Annotated in this window: 14 protein-coding genes; 9 read left to right on the top strand and 5 right to left on the bottom strand. The window is 72.7% G+C overall.

Annotation, left to right across the window (positions count from 1 at the left end):
• Positions 1 to 83 precede the first annotated feature (83 nt).
• Complete coding sequence (locus IE98_RS0113340) at positions 84 to 2,594, top strand: RelA/SpoT family protein (RefSeq protein WP_420706180.1); 2,511 nt, start codon at positions 84 to 86, stop codon at positions 2,592 to 2,594.
• A 65-nt stretch (positions 2,595 to 2,659) separates the two neighbouring features.
• On the opposite strand, the gene IE98_RS0113335 is transcribed toward IE98_RS0113340, so the two are convergent.
• The gene (locus IE98_RS0113335) at positions 2,660 to 3,115 is read right to left on the bottom strand and encodes a MarR family winged helix-turn-helix transcriptional regulator (protein ID WP_030268511.1); all 456 of its coding nucleotides are present in this window, start codon (positions 3,113 to 3,115) and stop codon (positions 2,660 to 2,662) included.
• Positions 3,116 to 3,172: 57 nt separating this feature from the next.
• On the opposite strand from IE98_RS0113335, the gene IE98_RS0113330 reads away from it, so the two are divergent.
• Positions 3,173 to 4,036, top strand: a complete 864-nt coding sequence (locus IE98_RS0113330) for an NmrA/HSCARG family protein (RefSeq protein WP_030268510.1) — start codon at positions 3,173 to 3,175, stop codon at positions 4,034 to 4,036.
• 149 nt (positions 4,037 to 4,185) lie between these two features.
• On the opposite strand, the gene IE98_RS0113325 is transcribed toward IE98_RS0113330, so the two are convergent.
• Complete coding sequence (locus IE98_RS0113325; RefSeq protein ID WP_030268508.1) at positions 4,186 to 5,415, bottom strand: DUF349 domain-containing protein; 1,230 nt, start codon at positions 5,413 to 5,415, stop codon at positions 4,186 to 4,188.
• A gap of 255 nt (positions 5,416 to 5,670) precedes the next feature.
• Complete coding sequence (locus tag IE98_RS0113320) at positions 5,671 to 6,465, bottom strand: peptidylprolyl isomerase (protein WP_030268507.1); 795 nt, start codon at positions 6,463 to 6,465, stop codon at positions 5,671 to 5,673.
• 227 nt (positions 6,466 to 6,692) lie between these two features.
• On the opposite strand from IE98_RS0113320, the gene IE98_RS0113315 reads away from it, so the two are divergent.
• From IE98_RS0113315 to IE98_RS0113300, 4 genes are all read left to right on the top strand, one after another.
• Positions 6,693 to 7,400 (top strand): MBL fold metallo-hydrolase, encoded by a 708-nt coding sequence (locus IE98_RS0113315; RefSeq protein ID WP_030268505.1) that lies wholly within the window; start codon positions 6,693 to 6,695, stop codon positions 7,398 to 7,400.
• An 11-nt stretch (positions 7,401 to 7,411) separates the two neighbouring features.
• Positions 7,412 to 8,674, top strand: a complete 1,263-nt coding sequence (hisS, locus tag IE98_RS0113310) for a histidine--tRNA ligase (protein WP_030268503.1) — start codon at positions 7,412 to 7,414, stop codon at positions 8,672 to 8,674.
• Positions 8,671 to 10,458, top strand: a complete 1,788-nt coding sequence (aspS, locus tag IE98_RS0113305; RefSeq protein ID WP_030268502.1) for an aspartate--tRNA ligase — start codon at positions 8,671 to 8,673, stop codon at positions 10,456 to 10,458. Before hisS ends, aspS begins: the two co-directional genes overlap by 4 nt.
• A 93-nt stretch (positions 10,459 to 10,551) precedes the next feature.
• Positions 10,552 to 11,055 (top strand): GNAT family N-acetyltransferase, encoded by a 504-nt coding sequence (locus IE98_RS0113300; RefSeq protein WP_030268501.1) that lies wholly within the window; start codon positions 10,552 to 10,554, stop codon positions 11,053 to 11,055.
• On the opposite strand, the gene IE98_RS0113295 is transcribed toward IE98_RS0113300, so the two are convergent.
• Positions 11,028 to 12,002, bottom strand: a complete 975-nt coding sequence (locus IE98_RS0113295) for a LysR family transcriptional regulator (protein WP_078661003.1) — start codon at positions 12,000 to 12,002, stop codon at positions 11,028 to 11,030. The genes IE98_RS0113300 and IE98_RS0113295 overlap by 28 nt on opposite strands.
• A gap of 184 nt (positions 12,003 to 12,186) precedes the next feature.
• On the opposite strand from IE98_RS0113295, the gene ppk2 reads away from it, so the two are divergent.
• Positions 12,187 to 12,990 carry a polyphosphate kinase 2 gene (gene ppk2, locus IE98_RS0113290; RefSeq protein WP_030268497.1) on the top strand — a complete coding sequence of 268 codons (804 nt, stop codon included), beginning with the start codon at positions 12,187 to 12,189 and terminating at the stop codon, positions 12,988 to 12,990.
• A gap of 19 nt (positions 12,991 to 13,009) precedes the next feature.
• Here ppk2 and IE98_RS0113285 read toward each other — a convergent pair whose 3' ends face one another.
• Positions 13,010 to 13,510: a VOC family protein gene (locus tag IE98_RS0113285; protein ID WP_030268496.1), complete on the bottom strand. Its 501-nt coding sequence runs from the start codon at positions 13,508 to 13,510 to the stop codon at positions 13,010 to 13,012.
• A gap of 104 nt (positions 13,511 to 13,614) precedes the next feature.
• Between IE98_RS0113285 and IE98_RS0113280 the strand changes: the two genes are divergently transcribed.
• Together IE98_RS0113280 and rpsD are read left to right on the top strand one after the other, a co-directional pair.
• Positions 13,615 to 14,964: a replication-associated recombination protein A gene (locus IE98_RS0113280; RefSeq protein ID WP_030268494.1), complete on the top strand. Its 1,350-nt coding sequence runs from the start codon at positions 13,615 to 13,617 to the stop codon at positions 14,962 to 14,964.
• Between the two features lie 382 nt (positions 14,965 to 15,346).
• Positions 15,347 to 15,961 carry a 30S ribosomal protein S4 gene (gene rpsD, locus IE98_RS0113275; RefSeq protein ID WP_030268492.1) on the top strand — a complete coding sequence of 205 codons (615 nt, stop codon included), beginning with the start codon at positions 15,347 to 15,349 and terminating at the stop codon, positions 15,959 to 15,961.
• Positions 15,962 to 16,041 lie beyond the last annotated feature (80 nt).

The raw sequence follows: 16,041 nt of genomic DNA, 5'->3' as shown, positions 1-16,041 counted from the left end.
GCAGGTCCGCGGGCCGGCCGCCGCGCCCTCGGGTCCCGGTTCCGCGCCGGGCGGCCGACCGGCCGGGCCGCACTCTCGGTACCATGAAGATTCATCCCCTCTCGGTTGCACGACCGACGGGTGCGACCGACGGCGCGACCGCCCGTACGAGGGGGAGGCCCTTGCGCCCCCGAGGAGTGTCCTTGCCCGACGAGGTTGTGCCCACCGCGGAGGCCGCCGCGCCCGAGAGCCGTCCCGCATCCTCCGGGACCGGCCCGGCGCGTCCCGCCCCGCCGCCCGCCCACCGGTCCACCTCCGGCGGCGGCATGCGCGCCCGCCTCGCCCGGCTCGGCGGCCAGCGCAGCAGCGCGGTCAACCCCGTCCTGGAGCCGCTGTTCCGCACCATTCGGGCGAACGACCCGAAGGCCGACCCGGTCCTGCTCAGGGAGATTGAGAAGGCCTACGCGGTCGCCGAGAAGTGGCACCGCGGGCAGAAGCGCAAGAGCGGCGACCCGTACATCACCCACCCGCTCGCGGTGGCGACGATCCTCGCCGAGCTCGGCATGGACGCCCCGACCCTGATGGCGGGCCTGCTGCACGACACCGTCGAGGACACCGACTACGGCCTGGAGACGCTCCGGCAGGACTTCGGCGACTCGGTCGCGCTGCTGGTCGACGGCGTCACCAAGCTGGACCGGGTCAAGTTCGGCGAGGCCGCGCAGGCCGAGACCGTGCGCAAGATGGTCGTCGCGATGGCCAAGGACCCGCGCGTCCTGGTGATCAAGCTCGCCGACCGCCTGCACAACATGCGCACCATGCGCTACCTCAAGCGGGAGAAGCAGGAGAAGAAGGCCCGCGAGACGCTGGAGATCTACGCCCCGCTGGCGCACCGGCTGGGCATGAACACCATCAAGTGGGAGCTGGAGGACCTCGCGTTCGCGATCCTCTACCCCAAGATGTACGACGAGATCGTGCGCCTGGTGGCCGAGCGCGCGCCCAAGCGGGACGAGTACCTGGCCACCGTGATCGACCAGGTGCAGGGCGACCTGCGCGGTGCCCGGATCCAGGCCCAGGTCACCGGCCGGCCGAAGCACTACTACTCGGTCTACCAGAAGATGATCGTGCGGGGCCGCGACTTCGCCGAGATCTACGACCTGGTGGGCATCCGGGTCCTGGTCGACACCGTCCGCGACTGCTACGCGGCGCTGGGCACCATCCACGCGCGGTGGAACCCGGTGCCGGGGCGGTTCAAGGACTACATCGCGATGCCCAAGTTCAACATGTACCAGTCGCTGCACACGACGGTCATCGGGCCCGGCGGCAAGCCGGTCGAGCTGCAGATCCGCACCTTCGACATGCACCGCCGCGCCGAGTACGGCATCGCCGCGCACTGGAAGTACAAGCAGCGCGCGGTGGCCGGCGCCTCCAAGGTCCGCACCGACACCCCGGCGCACGCCCGCAAGCACGACAAGGCCGACGCCGTCAACGAGATGGCCTGGCTGCGGCAGCTGCTCGACTGGCAGAAGGAGACCGAGGACCCGAGCGAGTTCCTGGAGTCGCTGCGCTTCGACCTCTCCAGCAACGAGGTCTTCGTCTTCACCCCCAAGGGCGACGTGATAGCGCTGCCCGCCAAGGCCACCCCGGTGGACTTCGCCTTCGCCGTGCACACCGAGGTCGGCTACCGCTGCATCGGCGCCCGGGTCAACGGCCGCCTGGTGCCGCTGGAGTCCGAGCTGGAGAACGGCGACACCGTCGAGGTCTTCACCTCCAAGGCGGAGAACGCCGGACCCTCCCGGGACTGGCTCACCTTCGTCAAGTCGCCGCGCGCCCGCAACAAGATCCGCGCCTGGTTCTCCAAGGAGCGCCGCGAGGAGGCCATCGAGCACGGCAAGGAGGCCATCGCCCGGGCCATGCGCAAGCAGGGCCTGCCGATCCAGCGCATCCTCACCGGCGACTCCCTGGTCACCCTCGCGCACGAGATGCGCTACCCCGACATCTCCTCGCTCTACGCCGCGATCGGCGAGGGGCACGTCGCGGCGCAGTCCATCGTGCAGAAGCTGGTGCAGGCGCTCGGCGGCGAGGAGGGCGCGACCGAGGACCTCGCCGAGACGGCCACCCCGACGCACCAGAGCCGCTCGCTGCGCCGCCGCGCCAAGGGCGACCCGGGTGTGATCGTCAAGGGCACCGAGGACGTCTGGGTCAAGCTGGCCCGCTGCTGCACCCCGGTGCCGGGCGACCCGATCGTCGGCTTCGTGACCCGTGGCAACGGCGTCTCGATCCACCGGTCGGACTGCGTGAACGTCGAGGCGCTCTCGCAGCAGCCGGAGCGGATGATCGAGGTCGAGTGGGCGGCCACCCAGTCCTCGGTCTTCCTGGTGGCGATCCAGGTCGAGGCGCTGGACCGCTCGCGACTGCTCTCGGACGTCACCCGGGTGCTCTCGGACCAGCACGTCAACATCCTGTCGGCGGCGGTGCAGACCTCCCGCGACCGGGTGGCGATGAGCCGCTTCACCTTCGAGATGGGCGACCCGAAGCACCTCGGCCACGTCCTGAAGGCCGTCCGCGGCGTCGAGGGCGTCTACGACGTCTACCGGGTCACCTCGGCGAAGAAGTAGGGCTCACCCTCAGGGGCAGCAGCCGGGGCGCGGGGAACTGCACGGTTCCCCGCGCCCCTCGGCGTTCACCCTCCTTCGCGGAGGTGCCGGATCTGGCGCTCGGCGAGTTCGGTGGTGCGGCGCATGTGGCGGGCGAGGAAGGCGAGTTCCTCGTCGGTGTACTCGGCGAGCATCGCGGCCCAGCCCTCGCCGAGTTCGCCCCAGAGCTCGCCGACGCGGGCCGCGGCCTCGGGCACCGGCTCGACCAGCACCCGACGGCGGTCCTCCTCGTCGCGCCGCCGGGTGACGTACCCGGCCCGCTCCAGCCGGTCGACCAGACGGGTGGCCGAGCCGCTGGTGAGACCGGTCAGCTCGGCGATCCGGCCGGTGGTGAGCGGTCCCTCCTCCAGGCCCAGCAGGTTGAGGCACTGCACGTCGGTGGGGTGCAGCCCGAGCCGGTCCGCCACCGCCTGGTTGAACAGCGCGTACGAGGCGAGGTAGCGGCGGGAGTCGGCTTCCAGGTCGTCCGGCCGCACGGGCATGGCGTCCCTCCGAGAAAATATCTGCGCGACGCAGAGAAGTCGTCCTACAGTGTCTGCATGACACAGACATCATATGTCGCAGTGGCCGGAGCCACCGGTACCCAGGGCGCCGCCGTGGTCGACGCCCTCCTCGCGCACGGCCTGCCCGTGCGCGCCCTCACCCGCACCCCCGACTCCGCCGCCGCCCGCGCGCTCGCCGCCGCCGGCGCCCGGGTCGTGGCCGCCGACTTCGACGACCGGGAGTCCCTGGACGCCGCGCTCGCCGGAGCCGCCGCCCTCTTCGCCATGTCGACGCCGTTCGGCACGGACCTCGCCACCGAGGTCCGCCAGGGCACCGCCCTGGTCGAGGCCGCCGCCGACGCCCGGGTCGGCCACATCGTCTTCACCTCCGCCGCGCACGCCGACCGCGACACCGGCATCCCGCACTTCGACAGCAAGTACCGGATCGAGCGACGGCTCGCCGGGCTCGGCGTGCCGTGGACCGTCCTCGGCCCGGCCGCCTTCATGGAGAACTACGCGGGGGAGTGGACCCTGCAGGGCCTGCGGGAGGGCAGCTTCGTGCTCCCCATGCCGCCCGAGCGCCCGCTCGCACTCGTCCCCGCCCGCGACATCGGCGCCTTCGCCGCCCTCGCGCTCACCCGTCCCGACGAGTTCGCCGGCCGCCGGATCGACCTCGCGTCCGACGCCCTCACCTGCCCCGGGATCGCCGAGGCGCTCAGCTCCGCCACCGGCCGGCCGATCGGCTTCCGCCGCCTCCCGCTCGCCGAGATCGAGGCGTACTCCGCGGACCTCGCCGCGATGTTCCGCTACTTCACCGAGCCCGGCCTGGACATCGACACCGCGGCGCTCCGCCGCGACTTCCCCGAGGTCGGCTGGCAGGACTTCCACGGCTGGGCGCACGGCCGTACCTGGCCGCTGTGAGCGGCGGCCCCCGGCCGGAGATCCCGTGACCGGAGGACCGGGACGGCCCCCGGGCGGAACGCGGGCACCGTGCGGCCACCGTGCGGCCACCATGCGGAAGGCCCCCGCCGCGGCGGGGGCCTTCCGGTCGTGCACGGGGGAGCGGGGCGTCAGCCGCCGAACTCCTCCAGGCTCTTCAGGGCCTGGTCCAGCAGGGCCTGACGGCCCGCCAGCTCGGACTCCAGCTTGGCGGCCCGGTTCGTGTTACCGGCCGCACGGGCCTTGTCCAGGTCCGCCTGCAGCTTGTCCACGGCCTGCTGCAGCAGACCGGTCATGCCGGCCGCGCGGGCCTTCGCCTCGGGGTTGGTGCGCTTCCACTCGACGTCCTCCGCCTCGCGGACCGCCCGCTCGACGGCGTTCAGCCGGCCGTCCAGCTGACCGCGGGCGGTGCGCGGCACGTGACCGATCGCCTCCCAGCGCTCGTTGACGTCGCGCAGGGCCGCCTTCGCCGCCTTGAGGTCGGTGATCGGCAGGATCGCCTCCGCCTCCAGCAGCAGCGCCTCCTTGAGCTTCTGGTTCTCGCCCTGCTCGGCGTCGCGCTCGCTGAACGCGGCGGACCGGGCCTGGAAGAACACGTCCTGGGCGCCGCGGAACCGCGCCCACAGCTCCTCCTCGGCGTCCCGCTGCGCCCGGCCGGCCGACTTCCACTGCGCCATCAGGTCGCGGTAGCGGGCGGCCGTGTCGCCCCACTCCGTCGAACCGGAGAGCGCCTCGGCCTCGGCGACCAGCTTCTCCTTGGTCTGCCGGGCGTGCTCGCGCTCGTTGTCCAGGGCCGCGAAGTGCGCCTTGCGGTGCTTGGAGAACACCGAGCGGGCGTGCGAGAAGCGGTGCCACAGCTCGTCGTCGCTCTTGCGGTCCAGCCGGGGCAGGCCCTTCCAGGTCTCCACCAGGGCGCGCAGCCGGTCACCGGCCTCCCGCCACTGGGTCGACTCGGCGAGCTGCTCGGCCTCGGCGACCAGCGCCTCCTTGGCCGAGCGCGCCTCCTCCTGGGCCTTCGCCCGGGCCGCGCGCCGCTCGACCTGGCGGGACTCGATCTCGCCGCTCAGCGTCTCGAGGCGCTTGGCGAGCCCCTCCAGGTCACCGACCGCGTGGGCCTCGGCCACCTGGGCCTTGAGGTGGTCCAGGGCGACCTGGGCCTCCTTGGCGGCCAGGTCGGTCTTGCGGACGCGGTGCTCCAGCAGGCCGATCTCGGCCTCCAGCCCCTGGTACTTGCGCTCGAAGTACGCGAGGGCCTCCTCCGGGGAGCCGGCCTGCCAGGAGCCGACGACGCGTTCGCCCTCGGCCGTCCTGACGTACACGGTCCCCTGCTCGTCGACACGGCCCCACGGGTCGCTGCTCACAGCGCCTCCTCCAATGACGTCCCGCCCGCCGCAGGGGCGTCGGAACGTCGTCCACAGTTGAATGTGCGGCGGACCGGTGGAGTCCGCCGTCCTGCCGCCGAATGGTGCCGAGGGTGACGGCCGACGGTCAGGGCACCCTATACAACAGCAACATAGGCGACCAGCGTCGGTGCTGTCCGCATCCGGGCCGGGTGATTTCCCGGCCGATCGCGGTGACCCGCCGGCCGCCGGCCGCCGGGTCACCGCGCCCGGGGATCAACCCTTGGTCGTCGTCACCGAGTTGAGCACCATGTCGGCGACCGGCGCGCCGTCCCCGCCGCCGCCCTGCACGCCGCCCGCGGCGATGTTCTGCAGGACGTCGAGGCCGCCCGTCACCTTGCCGAACGGGGTGTAGCTCGGCGGGAGCTGGGTGTCCTTGTAGACCAGGAAGAACTGGCTGCCGTTGGTGCCCGGGCCCGCGTTCGCCATCGCGACGGTGCCGGCCGGGTAGGTCGCGCCGGTCAGGTTCTCGTCCGCGAACTGGTAGCCGGGGCCGCCGGAGCCGGTGCCGGTCGGGTCGCCGCACTGCAGCACGTAGATGCCCTCGGTGGTGAGCCGGTGGCACTTGGTGTGGTCGAAGTACTTCTCGTTCGACAGGAACGCGAAGGAGTTCACCGTGTGCGGGGCCTTCGCGGCGTCCAGCGCGATGGTGATCTTGCCGCAGCTGGTGTCCAGGGCCATCGTGTACGAGGCCTTGGTGTCCACCGTCATCGCCGGCTCGGTCTTGAACTGCTTGCCGTTCGGGGAGCCCGGGGCGGGCGTGGTGCAGCCCTTGACCGGGGTGGCCGCCGCGGTCGGCGTCGGGGCCGCGGCGCTGTCCTTCGCGGGGCCGTCGTCCGAGGCGCTGAGCGCCCAGGCGCTGCCCGCGATGCCGACCACCAGGACGGCCGCGGCCGCGCCGATCAGCGTGTTGCGCTTGCGTGCCTTGCGCCGGGTCTCGACCCGGCGCTGCATCTGGCGCTCGTACTTCTCGCGGGCGAGCTGCCGCCGCCGCTGTTCGCTGCTGACCACCGGCCGTGTCTCCTGTGAATGCTGATGCGGGGATTGGGGGCGTTCCGGTGCGGATCATCGCATCCGCAGGCGGCCAAGTGTAAGGACCCCGAGCGTAAGTACGAGATCAAACGGCGCCGCCACTGGGCTATCTGGTTCGCTCCCGGTGCCGTGCCGCCGGTAGGCTGCGGTGTGACCGCGCGGTGACACGACCGCCCGCGACCTCCCGACTCGACCGAAGGACTCACGTGTTCGTCGCCGGATTTCCCGCCGGAGCCTGGGGCACCAACTGCTACCTGGTCGCACCGGCCGCCGGCGAGGAGTGCGTGATCGTCGACCCCGGCCACGAGGCCGCGCAGGGCGTGGAGGACCTCGTCCGCGAGCACGGGCTCAAGCCGGTCGCGGTGCTGCTCACCCACGGGCACATCGACCACATCGCCTCCGTGGTCCCGGTCTGCGGCGCCCGCGGCGTCCCGGCGTGGATCCACCCCGAGGACCGCTACATGATGAAGGACCCGGGCCGCGGCCTGGGCCGCGCGCTCGGGCAGCAGATCATGGGCTCGATCACCGTCGGCGAGCCGGACGACGTCCGCGAACTCACCGACGGCAGCGTGCTGGAGCTCGCCGGCCTGGAGCTCACCGTCGACCACGCGCCCGGCCATACCAGGGGGTCGGTGACCTTCAGGACGCCCTCGTCGGACCGGATCCCGCCGGTCCTGTTCTCGGGCGACCTGCTGTTCGCCGGCTCCATCGGGCGCACGGACCTCCCGGGCGGGGACAGCGAAGCGATCATGCGGTCGCTGACCCGGGTGTGCCTGCCCCTCGACGACGAGACCGTGGTCCTGTCCGGCCACGGCTCCCAGACCACCATCGGCCGTGAGCGCGCCACCAACCCGTACCTCCTGCAGGCGGCCGGTGCGCAGGACGCTCCGGCCCACCCGCGACGAGGAATGTGACGGAAGAGACGTTGAGCACCTTCTCCGCCCCCAAGGGCACCTACGACCTGCTGCCCCCGAGCTCCGCGACCTTCCTGGCGATCCGCGAGCGCCTCTCCGCGCCCGCCCGCCTGGCCGGGTACGGCTACATCGAGACGCCGGTCTTCGAGGACGTGAAGCTCTTCTCCCGCGGTGTCGGCGAGTCCACGGACATCGTCACCAAGGAGATGTACACCCTCACCACCAAGGGCGGCGACGAGCTCGCGCTGCGGCCCGAGGGCACCGCCTCCGTCCTGCGCGCCGCCCTCCAGGCCAACCTGCACAAGCAGGGCAACCTGCCGGTCAAGCTCTGGTACTCGGGCTCGTACTACCGCTACGAGCGCGCCCAGAAGGGCCGCTACCGCCAGTTCGCCCAGGTCGGCGCCGAGGCGATCGGCGCGGAGGACCCGGCGCTCGACGCCGAGCTGATCGTCCTCGCCGACGACGCCTTCCGCTCGCTCGGCCTGAGCGACTACACGCTGCTGCTCAACAGCCTCGGCGACAAGCAGTGCCGCCCGGTCTACCGCGCCGCCCTGGTCGAGTTCCTGGCCGGGCTCGACCTCGACGAGGACACCCGCCGCCGCGCGGAGATCAACCCGCTGCGCGTGCTGGACGACAAGCGCGAGTCGGTGCAGGCCCAGCTCGGCGGCGCCCCGATGCTGCGCGACTACCTCTGCGAGGACTGCAAGGCGTACGACGAGAAGGTCCGCGAGCTGCTCACCGCCAACGGCGTGGCCTTCACCGACGACCCCAAGCTCGTTCGCGGCCTGGACTACTACACCCGCACCACCTTCGAGTTCGTGCACAACGGCCTCGGCGCGCAGTCCGCGGTCGGCGGCGGCGGCCGCTACGATGGCCTCTCCGAGATGATCGGCGGCCCCGCGCTGCCGTCCGTCGGCTGGGCCCTCGGGGTGGACCGCACCTACCTCGCCATGGAGGCCGAGGGCGTCGCCCTGGACCTGCCCGCGCCCACCGCCGTCTACGCCGTCGCGCTCGGCGAGGAGGCCAAGAACGTCCTCTTCGCCAAGGTGGTCGAGCTGCGCCGCGCAGGGGTGGCCACCGACCTCGCCTTCGGCGTCAAGAGCATCAAGAACGCCATGAAGTCCGCCGACCGTTCCGGCGCCCGCTTCGCCCTGGTCGCCGGGGACCGAGATCTCGCCGCCGGGGTCGTCCAGCTCAAGGACATGACCACCGGCGAGCAGGTCCCCGTCGCCCTCGAAGCACTCGTATCCACCCTGAAGGAGAAGCAGCTGTGATCCGCACGCACGACGCGGGCACGCTCCGCGCGGAGCACGCCGGAACGACCGTCACCCTGGCCGGCTGGGTCGCCCGCCGCCGCGACCACGGCGGCGTGGCCTTCATCGACCTGCGCGACGCCTCCGGCACCGTGCAGATCGTCGTCCGCGACACCCTTGACGCCGCCGGCGAATCAGTCCACGAGCTCCGCGCCGAGTACTGCGTCAAGGTCGTCGGCGAGGTCCGCGTGCGCCCCGAGGGCAACGAGAACCCCGACATCGCCACCGGCGCCGTCGAGGTCGTCGTCAGCGCGATCGAGGTGCTCTCCGAGGCCGCCCCCGTCCCGTTCCCGGTCGCCGAGTACGAGCCCGGCACGGTCAACGAGGAGGTGCGCCTGCGCTACCGCTACCTGGACCTCCGCCGCGAGGGCCCGGCCCGCGCGCTGCGCCTGCGCTCCAAGGTCAACAACATCATCCGCCGGGTGATGGAGGAGAACGACTACCTCGACATCGAGACGCCGTACCTCACCCGCTCCACCCCCGAGGGCGCCCGCGACTTCCTCGTCCCCGTCCGCCTGCAGCCCGGCCACTGGTACGCCCTGCCGCAGTCGCCCCAGCTGTTCAAGCAGCTGCTGATGGTGGCCGGCATGGAACGCTACTACCAGATCGCCCGCTGCTTCCGCGACGAGGACTTCCGCGCCGACCGCCAGCCGGAGTTCACCCAGCTCGACATCGAGGCCTCGTTCGTCGACCAGGAGGACGTCCTGGCCCTCGGCGAGAAGATCATCGGTGCGATCTGGCGCGACGTCCACGGCTACGAGGTCCCGAACCCGCTGCCGCGGATGACGTACGCGGACGCGATGGCCCGCTACGGCTCCGACAAGCCGGACGTCCGCTTCGGCCAGGAGCTGACCGACCTCACCGCGTACTTCGCCGGCACCGAGTTCCGCGTGTTCCAGGCCCCGTACGTCGGCGCGGTCGTCATGCCCGGCGGCGCCTCGCAGCCGCGCAAGCAGCTCGACGCCTGGCAGGACTGGGCCAAGGCCCGCGGCGCCCGCGGTCTCGCCTACGTCCTCGTCGACGCCGAGACCGGCGAGCTCCGCGGCCCGGTCGCCAAGAACCTCTCCGAGGAGCACCTGGCCGGCCTCGCCGCCGCGGCCGGTGCCAAGCCCGGCGACGCGGTCTTCTTCGCCGCCGGCAAGAAGGCCCCCTCGCAGGAGCTGCTCGGCGCCGCCCGCCTGGAGATCGGCCGCCGCTGCAACCTGATCGACGAGTCCCAGTGGGCCTTCCTCTGGGTCGTCGACTTCCCGATGTTCGAGCCCATCGAGGACGACAAGGGCGAGTTCCAGGGCTGGCACGCGGTGCACCACCCCTTCACCGCGCCCACCGCCGAGTCGCTGGCCACCTTCGACACGGACCCGGGCAGCGCCCTCTCGAACGCCTACGACCTGGTGCTCAACGGCTCCGAGCTGGGCGGCGGTTCGATCCGTATCCACCAGCGGGACGTCCAGAAGCGCGCGTTCGACGCGATCGGCCTCTCCGAGGAGGAGGCGACCTCGCAGTTCGGCTTCCTGCTGGACGCCTTCAACTACGGCCCGCCGCCGCACGGCGGTGTCGCCTTCGGCCTCGACCGCATCGTCACCCTCCTCGGCGGGTACGACACCATCCGTGACGTCATCGCCTTCCCGAAGACGTCCACCGGTGGCGACCCGCTGACCGGTGCCCCGACCCCGATCACCCCCGCGCAGCGCCGCGAGGCCGGGGTCGACGCCAAGCCCAAGTCGGAGACCGAGCCCAAGGCCTGACCCAGGTCGGCTACCCTGTCACGGCCCCGGTCGGTGCATCGCACCGACCGGGGCCGGTCCACAACGGCGTGCGACGACAGAGGAGTGCACCACATGGCCGTCCGTACCAGAGTCGAGCTCCCGTCGGATGCTCCCGCCACCCGGCGGGTGCACATGGCGGCGTTTCCGGGCCCCGACGAGGCCGACCTCGTCGACGCGCTGCGCCGCGACCCGGCCTGGCTGCCCGACCTCTCGGTGGTCGCCGTCGAGGACGAACTGGTCCTGGCCCACGCCCTGCTGACACGCCTTCAGGTCGGTGACGGCTGGGCGGTCGCGCTCGCCCCGGTCGCCGTCGCCCCCGAGTGGCAGCGCAAGGGCATCGGCGCCCAGGTCGTCCGCGCCGCACTGACCGCCGCCGAGGAGGCCGGCGAGCGCCTGGTCGTGGTCCTCGGCGACCCCGGCTACTACTCCCGGTTCGGATTCATGCCGGCCTCCCGCCACGAGGTGACCGGGCCGTACGACGTCCAGGACGACTGCTTCCTCGTCCTGCCGCTGCCCGGTTACGACGGCTCGCCGCGGGGCCTGTGCCGCTACCCCGCCCCGTTCGACGCCGTCTGATCCACCGCGCCCGTGGGCGGCCGCACCCGGCCGCCCACCGCCACCGTCTCCCGGCAGCTGAGCACGAAGGCCTCCGCGGCCGCCGTCGGCGGCCGGTCCGCCGGCCAGTAGAGCCCGGCCCGGCTCGGCCCGAGCCCCCGCACCGGCCGGAACACCACGTCCGGACGGCCCGCCAGCGCGCCGAGCGAGGCCGGCGCGAAGCCGATGCCCTGCCCGCAGGCCACCGCCGCCAGCCACTCGTCCGGGCTGTGCACCACCGCGCCGACCCGCACCGGCCGTCCTCCGCGGGCGTCCGCGCCGACCCAGTGGTCCCGCCAGAAGCCCGCCACCGCCGGCACCGAGACCACCGCCTCCTCCAGCAGGTCCGCCATCGCCAGCTCGCCGCGGCCGGCCAGCCGGTGTCCGGCCGGCAGCACCACCCAGCGCTCGTCCAGGCCGAGCGGTGCGCAGCCGTACCGGCCGTCCGCGGTCGCCCCGCCCTGCTCGCCCTCCTCCGGCGGGGCGTGCCACAGCGCCAGGTCGATCTCCCCGGCGTCCAGTGCCGCCCCCGAGTCGAAGCCGTTGAACTGCCGCAGCCGCACCTGCCAGCCGGGCATCCGCCGGGCGAAGGCCTCCACCGTCGCGAGCCCCACCAGGTGGATCGTGCCGCTCTCGAACCCCACCCGGAGCACCGCGGGCCGGCCGGCCGCCGCCCGGGCCGCGGCCAGCGCGTCCGCCCAGCCGTCCAGCAGCGCCGGCACCCGGGTGGCCAGTTCGTGCGCCGCCGGCGTCGGCGCCATCCCGCTGCGCGACCGCTCGAACAGCCGGACCTCCAACTGCGCCTCCAGCAGCCGGATCCGCTTGGTCAGCGTCGGCTGGGCGACGCCGAGCCGGGACGCCGCGGCGGTGAGCTGTCCCTCCTCGACCACCGCCGCGAACGCCCGCAGCAACCGGGTGTCGATGTCCATGCCCACAGGGTATGGATCACGGAATTGGACCGGGAGGCCGGGGCTGGTGCAGAGTCGGCCGCTCACGGGGGGATCGGTACCGGCGGTGCAGGGGGCTGCCGGTGCCGTCCGCCGTGCCGCTCCCCGCACTCGGCGGTGATCCCCCGTAGCGTGGGTGCCCACCGTGCGGACGGAGGGCACACCTGTGGGGAAGACCGATCGGCTCGCGAAGAAGCCGTACGAGCGCGAGCTGCTGCGTCTCCAGCACGAGCTGGTCCGCCTGCAGGAATGGGTCCGCAGCGAGGGCGTCCGGCTGGTCGTCGTCTTCGAGGGCCGGGACGCCGCCGGCAAGGGCGGCGCGATCAAGCGGGTCACCGAGTACCTCAACCCGCGCATCGCCCGGATCGCCGCCCTGCCCGCCCCGACCGAGCGGCAGCGCGGCCAGTGGTACTTCCAGCGCTACGTCGAACAGCTGCCGGCCGCCGGCGAGATCGTCCTGTTCGACCGCAGCTGGTACAACCGGGCCGGCGTCGAGCACGTCATGGGGTTCTGCACCGAGGGGGAGTACCGGCTCTTCCTGCACCAGACCCCGCTCTTCGAGCAGATGCTGGTCGAGGCCGGCATCCTGCTGCGCAAGTACTGGTTCTCGGTGAGCGACACCGAGCAGGAGAAGCGGTTCCGGGACCGCCTCAGGGACCCGATGCGCCGCTGGAAGCTCTCGCCGATGGACATCGAGTCCATCACCCGCTGGGAGGAGTACTCCCGGGCCAAGGACGTGATGTTCGCGCACACCGACATCCCCGAGTCGCCCTGGTACGTGGTGGAGAGCGACGACAAGCGGCGGTCCCGGGTCAACATGATCGCCCACCTGCTCTCCACCGTCCCGTACCTGGCGATCGAGCCGCCCAAGGTCGAGCTGCCGCCGCGGCCGGCCTCCACCGGCTACCGCCGTCCGCCGCGCGACCTGCAGACCTTCGTCCCGGACCACGCGGCGAAGCTGGCGGACTGACCCGGGCCGCCGGACCGGCTCAGGTCGCCGAACCGGCCGCGGCACCGGTCGCCAGGTCCGGGCCCCAGCGGTCCAGCGCGGCCTGCAGGTCGAGCGGGCCCGGCCGGGCGTCCGACTCGGCGGCCGGCCAGTCCTCGCGCGGGACGCGCCACATGACCTCGAACTCGTTGCCGTCCGGGTCCTTGGCGTAGAAGGACTTGGACACCAGGTGGTCGGTCGAGCCGACCAGCGCCTTCAGCGCGGCGAGTCTCGTCCCGATCTCCGCCAGCTCGCCGAGCGTGCCGACCTCCCAGGCCAGGTGGTACAGGCCGACCCGGCCCTGCTCCGGGCCGGGCGCGTCCTCGCCGATCGCGAACAGGCCGAGGTCGTGGTCGTTCAGCGTGTCCGGCGCCGACAGGAACGCCGCCCGGCCCGGGATCAGGTGGCCCACCGAGAAGCCGAAGACGTCGGTGTAGAAGGCGACCGAGCGGTCGACCTCGCGGATCCACAGCACGGCGTGGTTCAGACGGCGGACGGGCATGGCGCACTCCTTCGGCGACGGGGGGAGCCCCCAGCGTACGCCCTCAGGTTCAAATTCGAACTACCCGGGCCGGGGCGTCGGTCCGCTCGCATACCCTTGCGCCCGTGGACGAACCGGACCTCTTCACCGCCGCAGCCGAGGAACGCCAGGCCAAGGAGCCCGGCCGGGCCCCGCTCGCCGTACGGATGCGCCCGCGCACCCTGGACGAGGTCGCCGGGCAGCGGCGCCTGCTCAAGGACGGCTCCCCGCTGCGCCGCCTGGTCGCCGGCTCCCGCGGCCCCGCCGCCACGAGCTCGGTCATCCTCTGGGGCCCGCCCGGCACCGGCAAGACCACCCTCGCCCACGTGATCAGCCAGGCCGTCGAGGGCCGCTTCGTCGAACTCTCCGCCATCACCGCCGGCGTCAAGGAGGTCCGGGCGGTCATCGACGGCGCCCGCCGCGCCGTCGGCATGACCGGCCGCGAGACCGTGCTCTTCCTCGACGAGATCCACCGCTTCTCCAAGGCCCAGCAGGACTCCCTGCTGCCCGCCGTCGAGAACCGCTGGGTCACCCTGATCGCCGCCACCACCGAGAACCCCTACTTCTCGGTGATCTCCCCGCTGCTCTCCCGCTCGCTGCTGCTCACCCTGGAGTCGCTCACCGACGACGACGTGCGCACCCTGCTGCGCCGCGCGGTGACCGACGAGCGCGGGCTGGGCGCCGCCGTCGCGCTCTCCGCGGAGGCCGAGGACCACCTCGTCCGGCTCGCCGGCGGCGACGCCCGCCGGGCACTCACCACCCTGGAGGCCGCCGCCGGGGCTGCCCTGGAGCAGGGCGCGGCGGAGATCACCCTGGCCGCCACCGAGACCGCCGTCGACCAGGCCGCCGTCCGCTACGACAAGGACGGCGACCAGCACTACGACGTGGCCAGCGCGCTCATCAAGTCGATCCGCGGCAGCGACGTGGACGCCACCCTGCACTACCTGGCCCGGATGATCGAGGCGGGGGAGGACCCCCGGTTCATCGCCCGGCGGCTCATGATCTCCGCCAGCGAGGACGTGGGCCTGGCCGACCCGACCGCGCTCGCCACCGCCGTCGCCGCGGCCCAGGCGGTCGCCATGATCGGCTTCCCGGAGGCCCGGATCATCCTCGCCGAGGCCGCGATCGCGCTGGCGCTCGCGCCCAAGTCCAACGCCGCCTACCTGGCCATCGACGCGGCCCTCGCCGACGTCCGGCAGGGCCTGGCCGGGCCCGTCCCGCCGCACCTGCGGGACGCCCACTACGGCGGCGCCGGCAAGCTCGGCCACGGCAAGGGCTACCAGTACCCGCACGACCTCCCCGAGGGCATCGCCCCCCAGCAGTACGCGCCGGACGCGGTGCACGGCCGGGAGTACTACCGGCCCACCCGGCGCGGAGGCGAGGCCCGCTACGCCGAGACCGTCGAATGGACCAGGTCCCGGCTCAGGGGCGAGTGACCCCGGCGGCCCGGGCCGCTCCGGGGGCTCCCGCGGAGCGGCCCGGGGCGGTCATCCGGGCCGTCGGCCGGGCGGTATACTCGGGCGGAGTGCCGTGTCCCGGGCACGGCGGCGGGTGAGAACCGGCCGACCGTCCGCACCAGCGGGGCACCGGCCACGAGGCCCCTCCTCCGGGAGGGCCTCCAGGAGCGTCGCGCACCGGTTCCGGTGTCGCGGGCAGCCCACCACCCCCGCGGTCGGTGGGCCACTCGTGTGCAAGCACGCACGTGCCCGGCTCGGAGAGCGGCTGACCACCACGGTGGTTTTTCTCCGGGTCGCGAGAAGCGGCCTCCGTCAACACCTGGTGAAGCCGTATTCGCACACCGAAAGAGGTATTGGTTCCATGGCGAACCAGAAGCGCCCCAAGGTCAAGATCGCTCGTGCCCTGGGCGTCCCGCTGACCCCGAAGTCCGTCAAGTACTTCGAGGCCCGCCCGTACCCGCCCGGCCAGCACGGCCGTGGCCGCAAGCAGAACTCTGACTACAAGGTCCGTCTGACCGAGAAGCAGCGTCTGCGCGCGCAGTACGACCTCAGCGAGAAGCAGATGGCCCGCGCCTTCGAGTCGGCCAAGAAGGTCGAGGGCAAGACCGGTGAGGCGCTCGTCGCCCTGCTCGAGGTCCGCCTCGACGCCCTGGTCATGCGTTCGGGCATCGCCCGCACCATCTACCAGGCCCGCCAGATGGTCGTGCACGGCCACATCGAGGTCAACGGCAGCAAGGTCAACAAGCCGTCGTTCCAGATGAAGCCGGGCTACGTCGTCACGGTCAAGGAGAAGTCGAAGGAGAAGGTTCCCTTCCAGGTGGCTCGCGAGGGCGGCAACGCCGGCGAGGGCCAGACCCCGAAGTACCTCGAGGTCAACCTGAAGGCCCTGGCCTTCCGCCTGGACCGCGCGCCGCAGCGCCGCGAGGTCCCGGTCGTCTGCGACGAGCAGCTGGTCGTCGAGTACTACTCGCGCTGACCCGCGAGCGGTACCACTGCAGCACCGAGCCCCCGCAGCCGCACGGCTGCGGGGGCTCACCCCTGTCAGGACCACGGGTA

Origin of the sequence: Streptomyces sp. NRRL B-24484 (assembly GCF_000717715.1) — a bacterium.
Taxonomy (GTDB): domain Bacteria; phylum Actinomycetota; class Actinomycetes; order Streptomycetales; family Streptomycetaceae; genus Kitasatospora.
Note: the sequence above shows the minus strand (reverse complement) of the source record. Positions and strands in the feature narration are given on the sequence as shown.

Coding starts and splice junctions, on each gene's coding strand:
- IE98_RS0113335 (WP_030268511.1), bottom strand. CDS start 3,115: ATGCCCGTGCGGCCGGACGACCTGGAAGCCGACTCCCGCCGCTACCTC.
- rpsD (WP_030268492.1), top strand. CDS start 15,347: ATGGCGAACCAGAAGCGCCCCAAGGTCAAGATCGCTCGTGCCCTGGGC.
- IE98_RS0113300 (WP_030268501.1), top strand. CDS start 10,552: ATGGCCGTCCGTACCAGAGTCGAGCTCCCGTCGGATGCTCCCGCCACC.
- IE98_RS0113295 (WP_078661003.1), bottom strand. CDS start 12,002: ATGGACATCGACACCCGGTTGCTGCGGGCGTTCGCGGCGGTGGTCGAG.
- IE98_RS0113330 (WP_030268510.1), top strand. CDS start 3,173: ATGACACAGACATCATATGTCGCAGTGGCCGGAGCCACCGGTACCCAG.
- IE98_RS0113285 (WP_030268496.1), bottom strand. CDS start 13,510: ATGCCCGTCCGCCGTCTGAACCACGCCGTGCTGTGGATCCGCGAGGTC.
- IE98_RS0113340 (WP_420706180.1), top strand. CDS start 84: ATGAAGATTCATCCCCTCTCGGTTGCACGACCGACGGGTGCGACCGAC.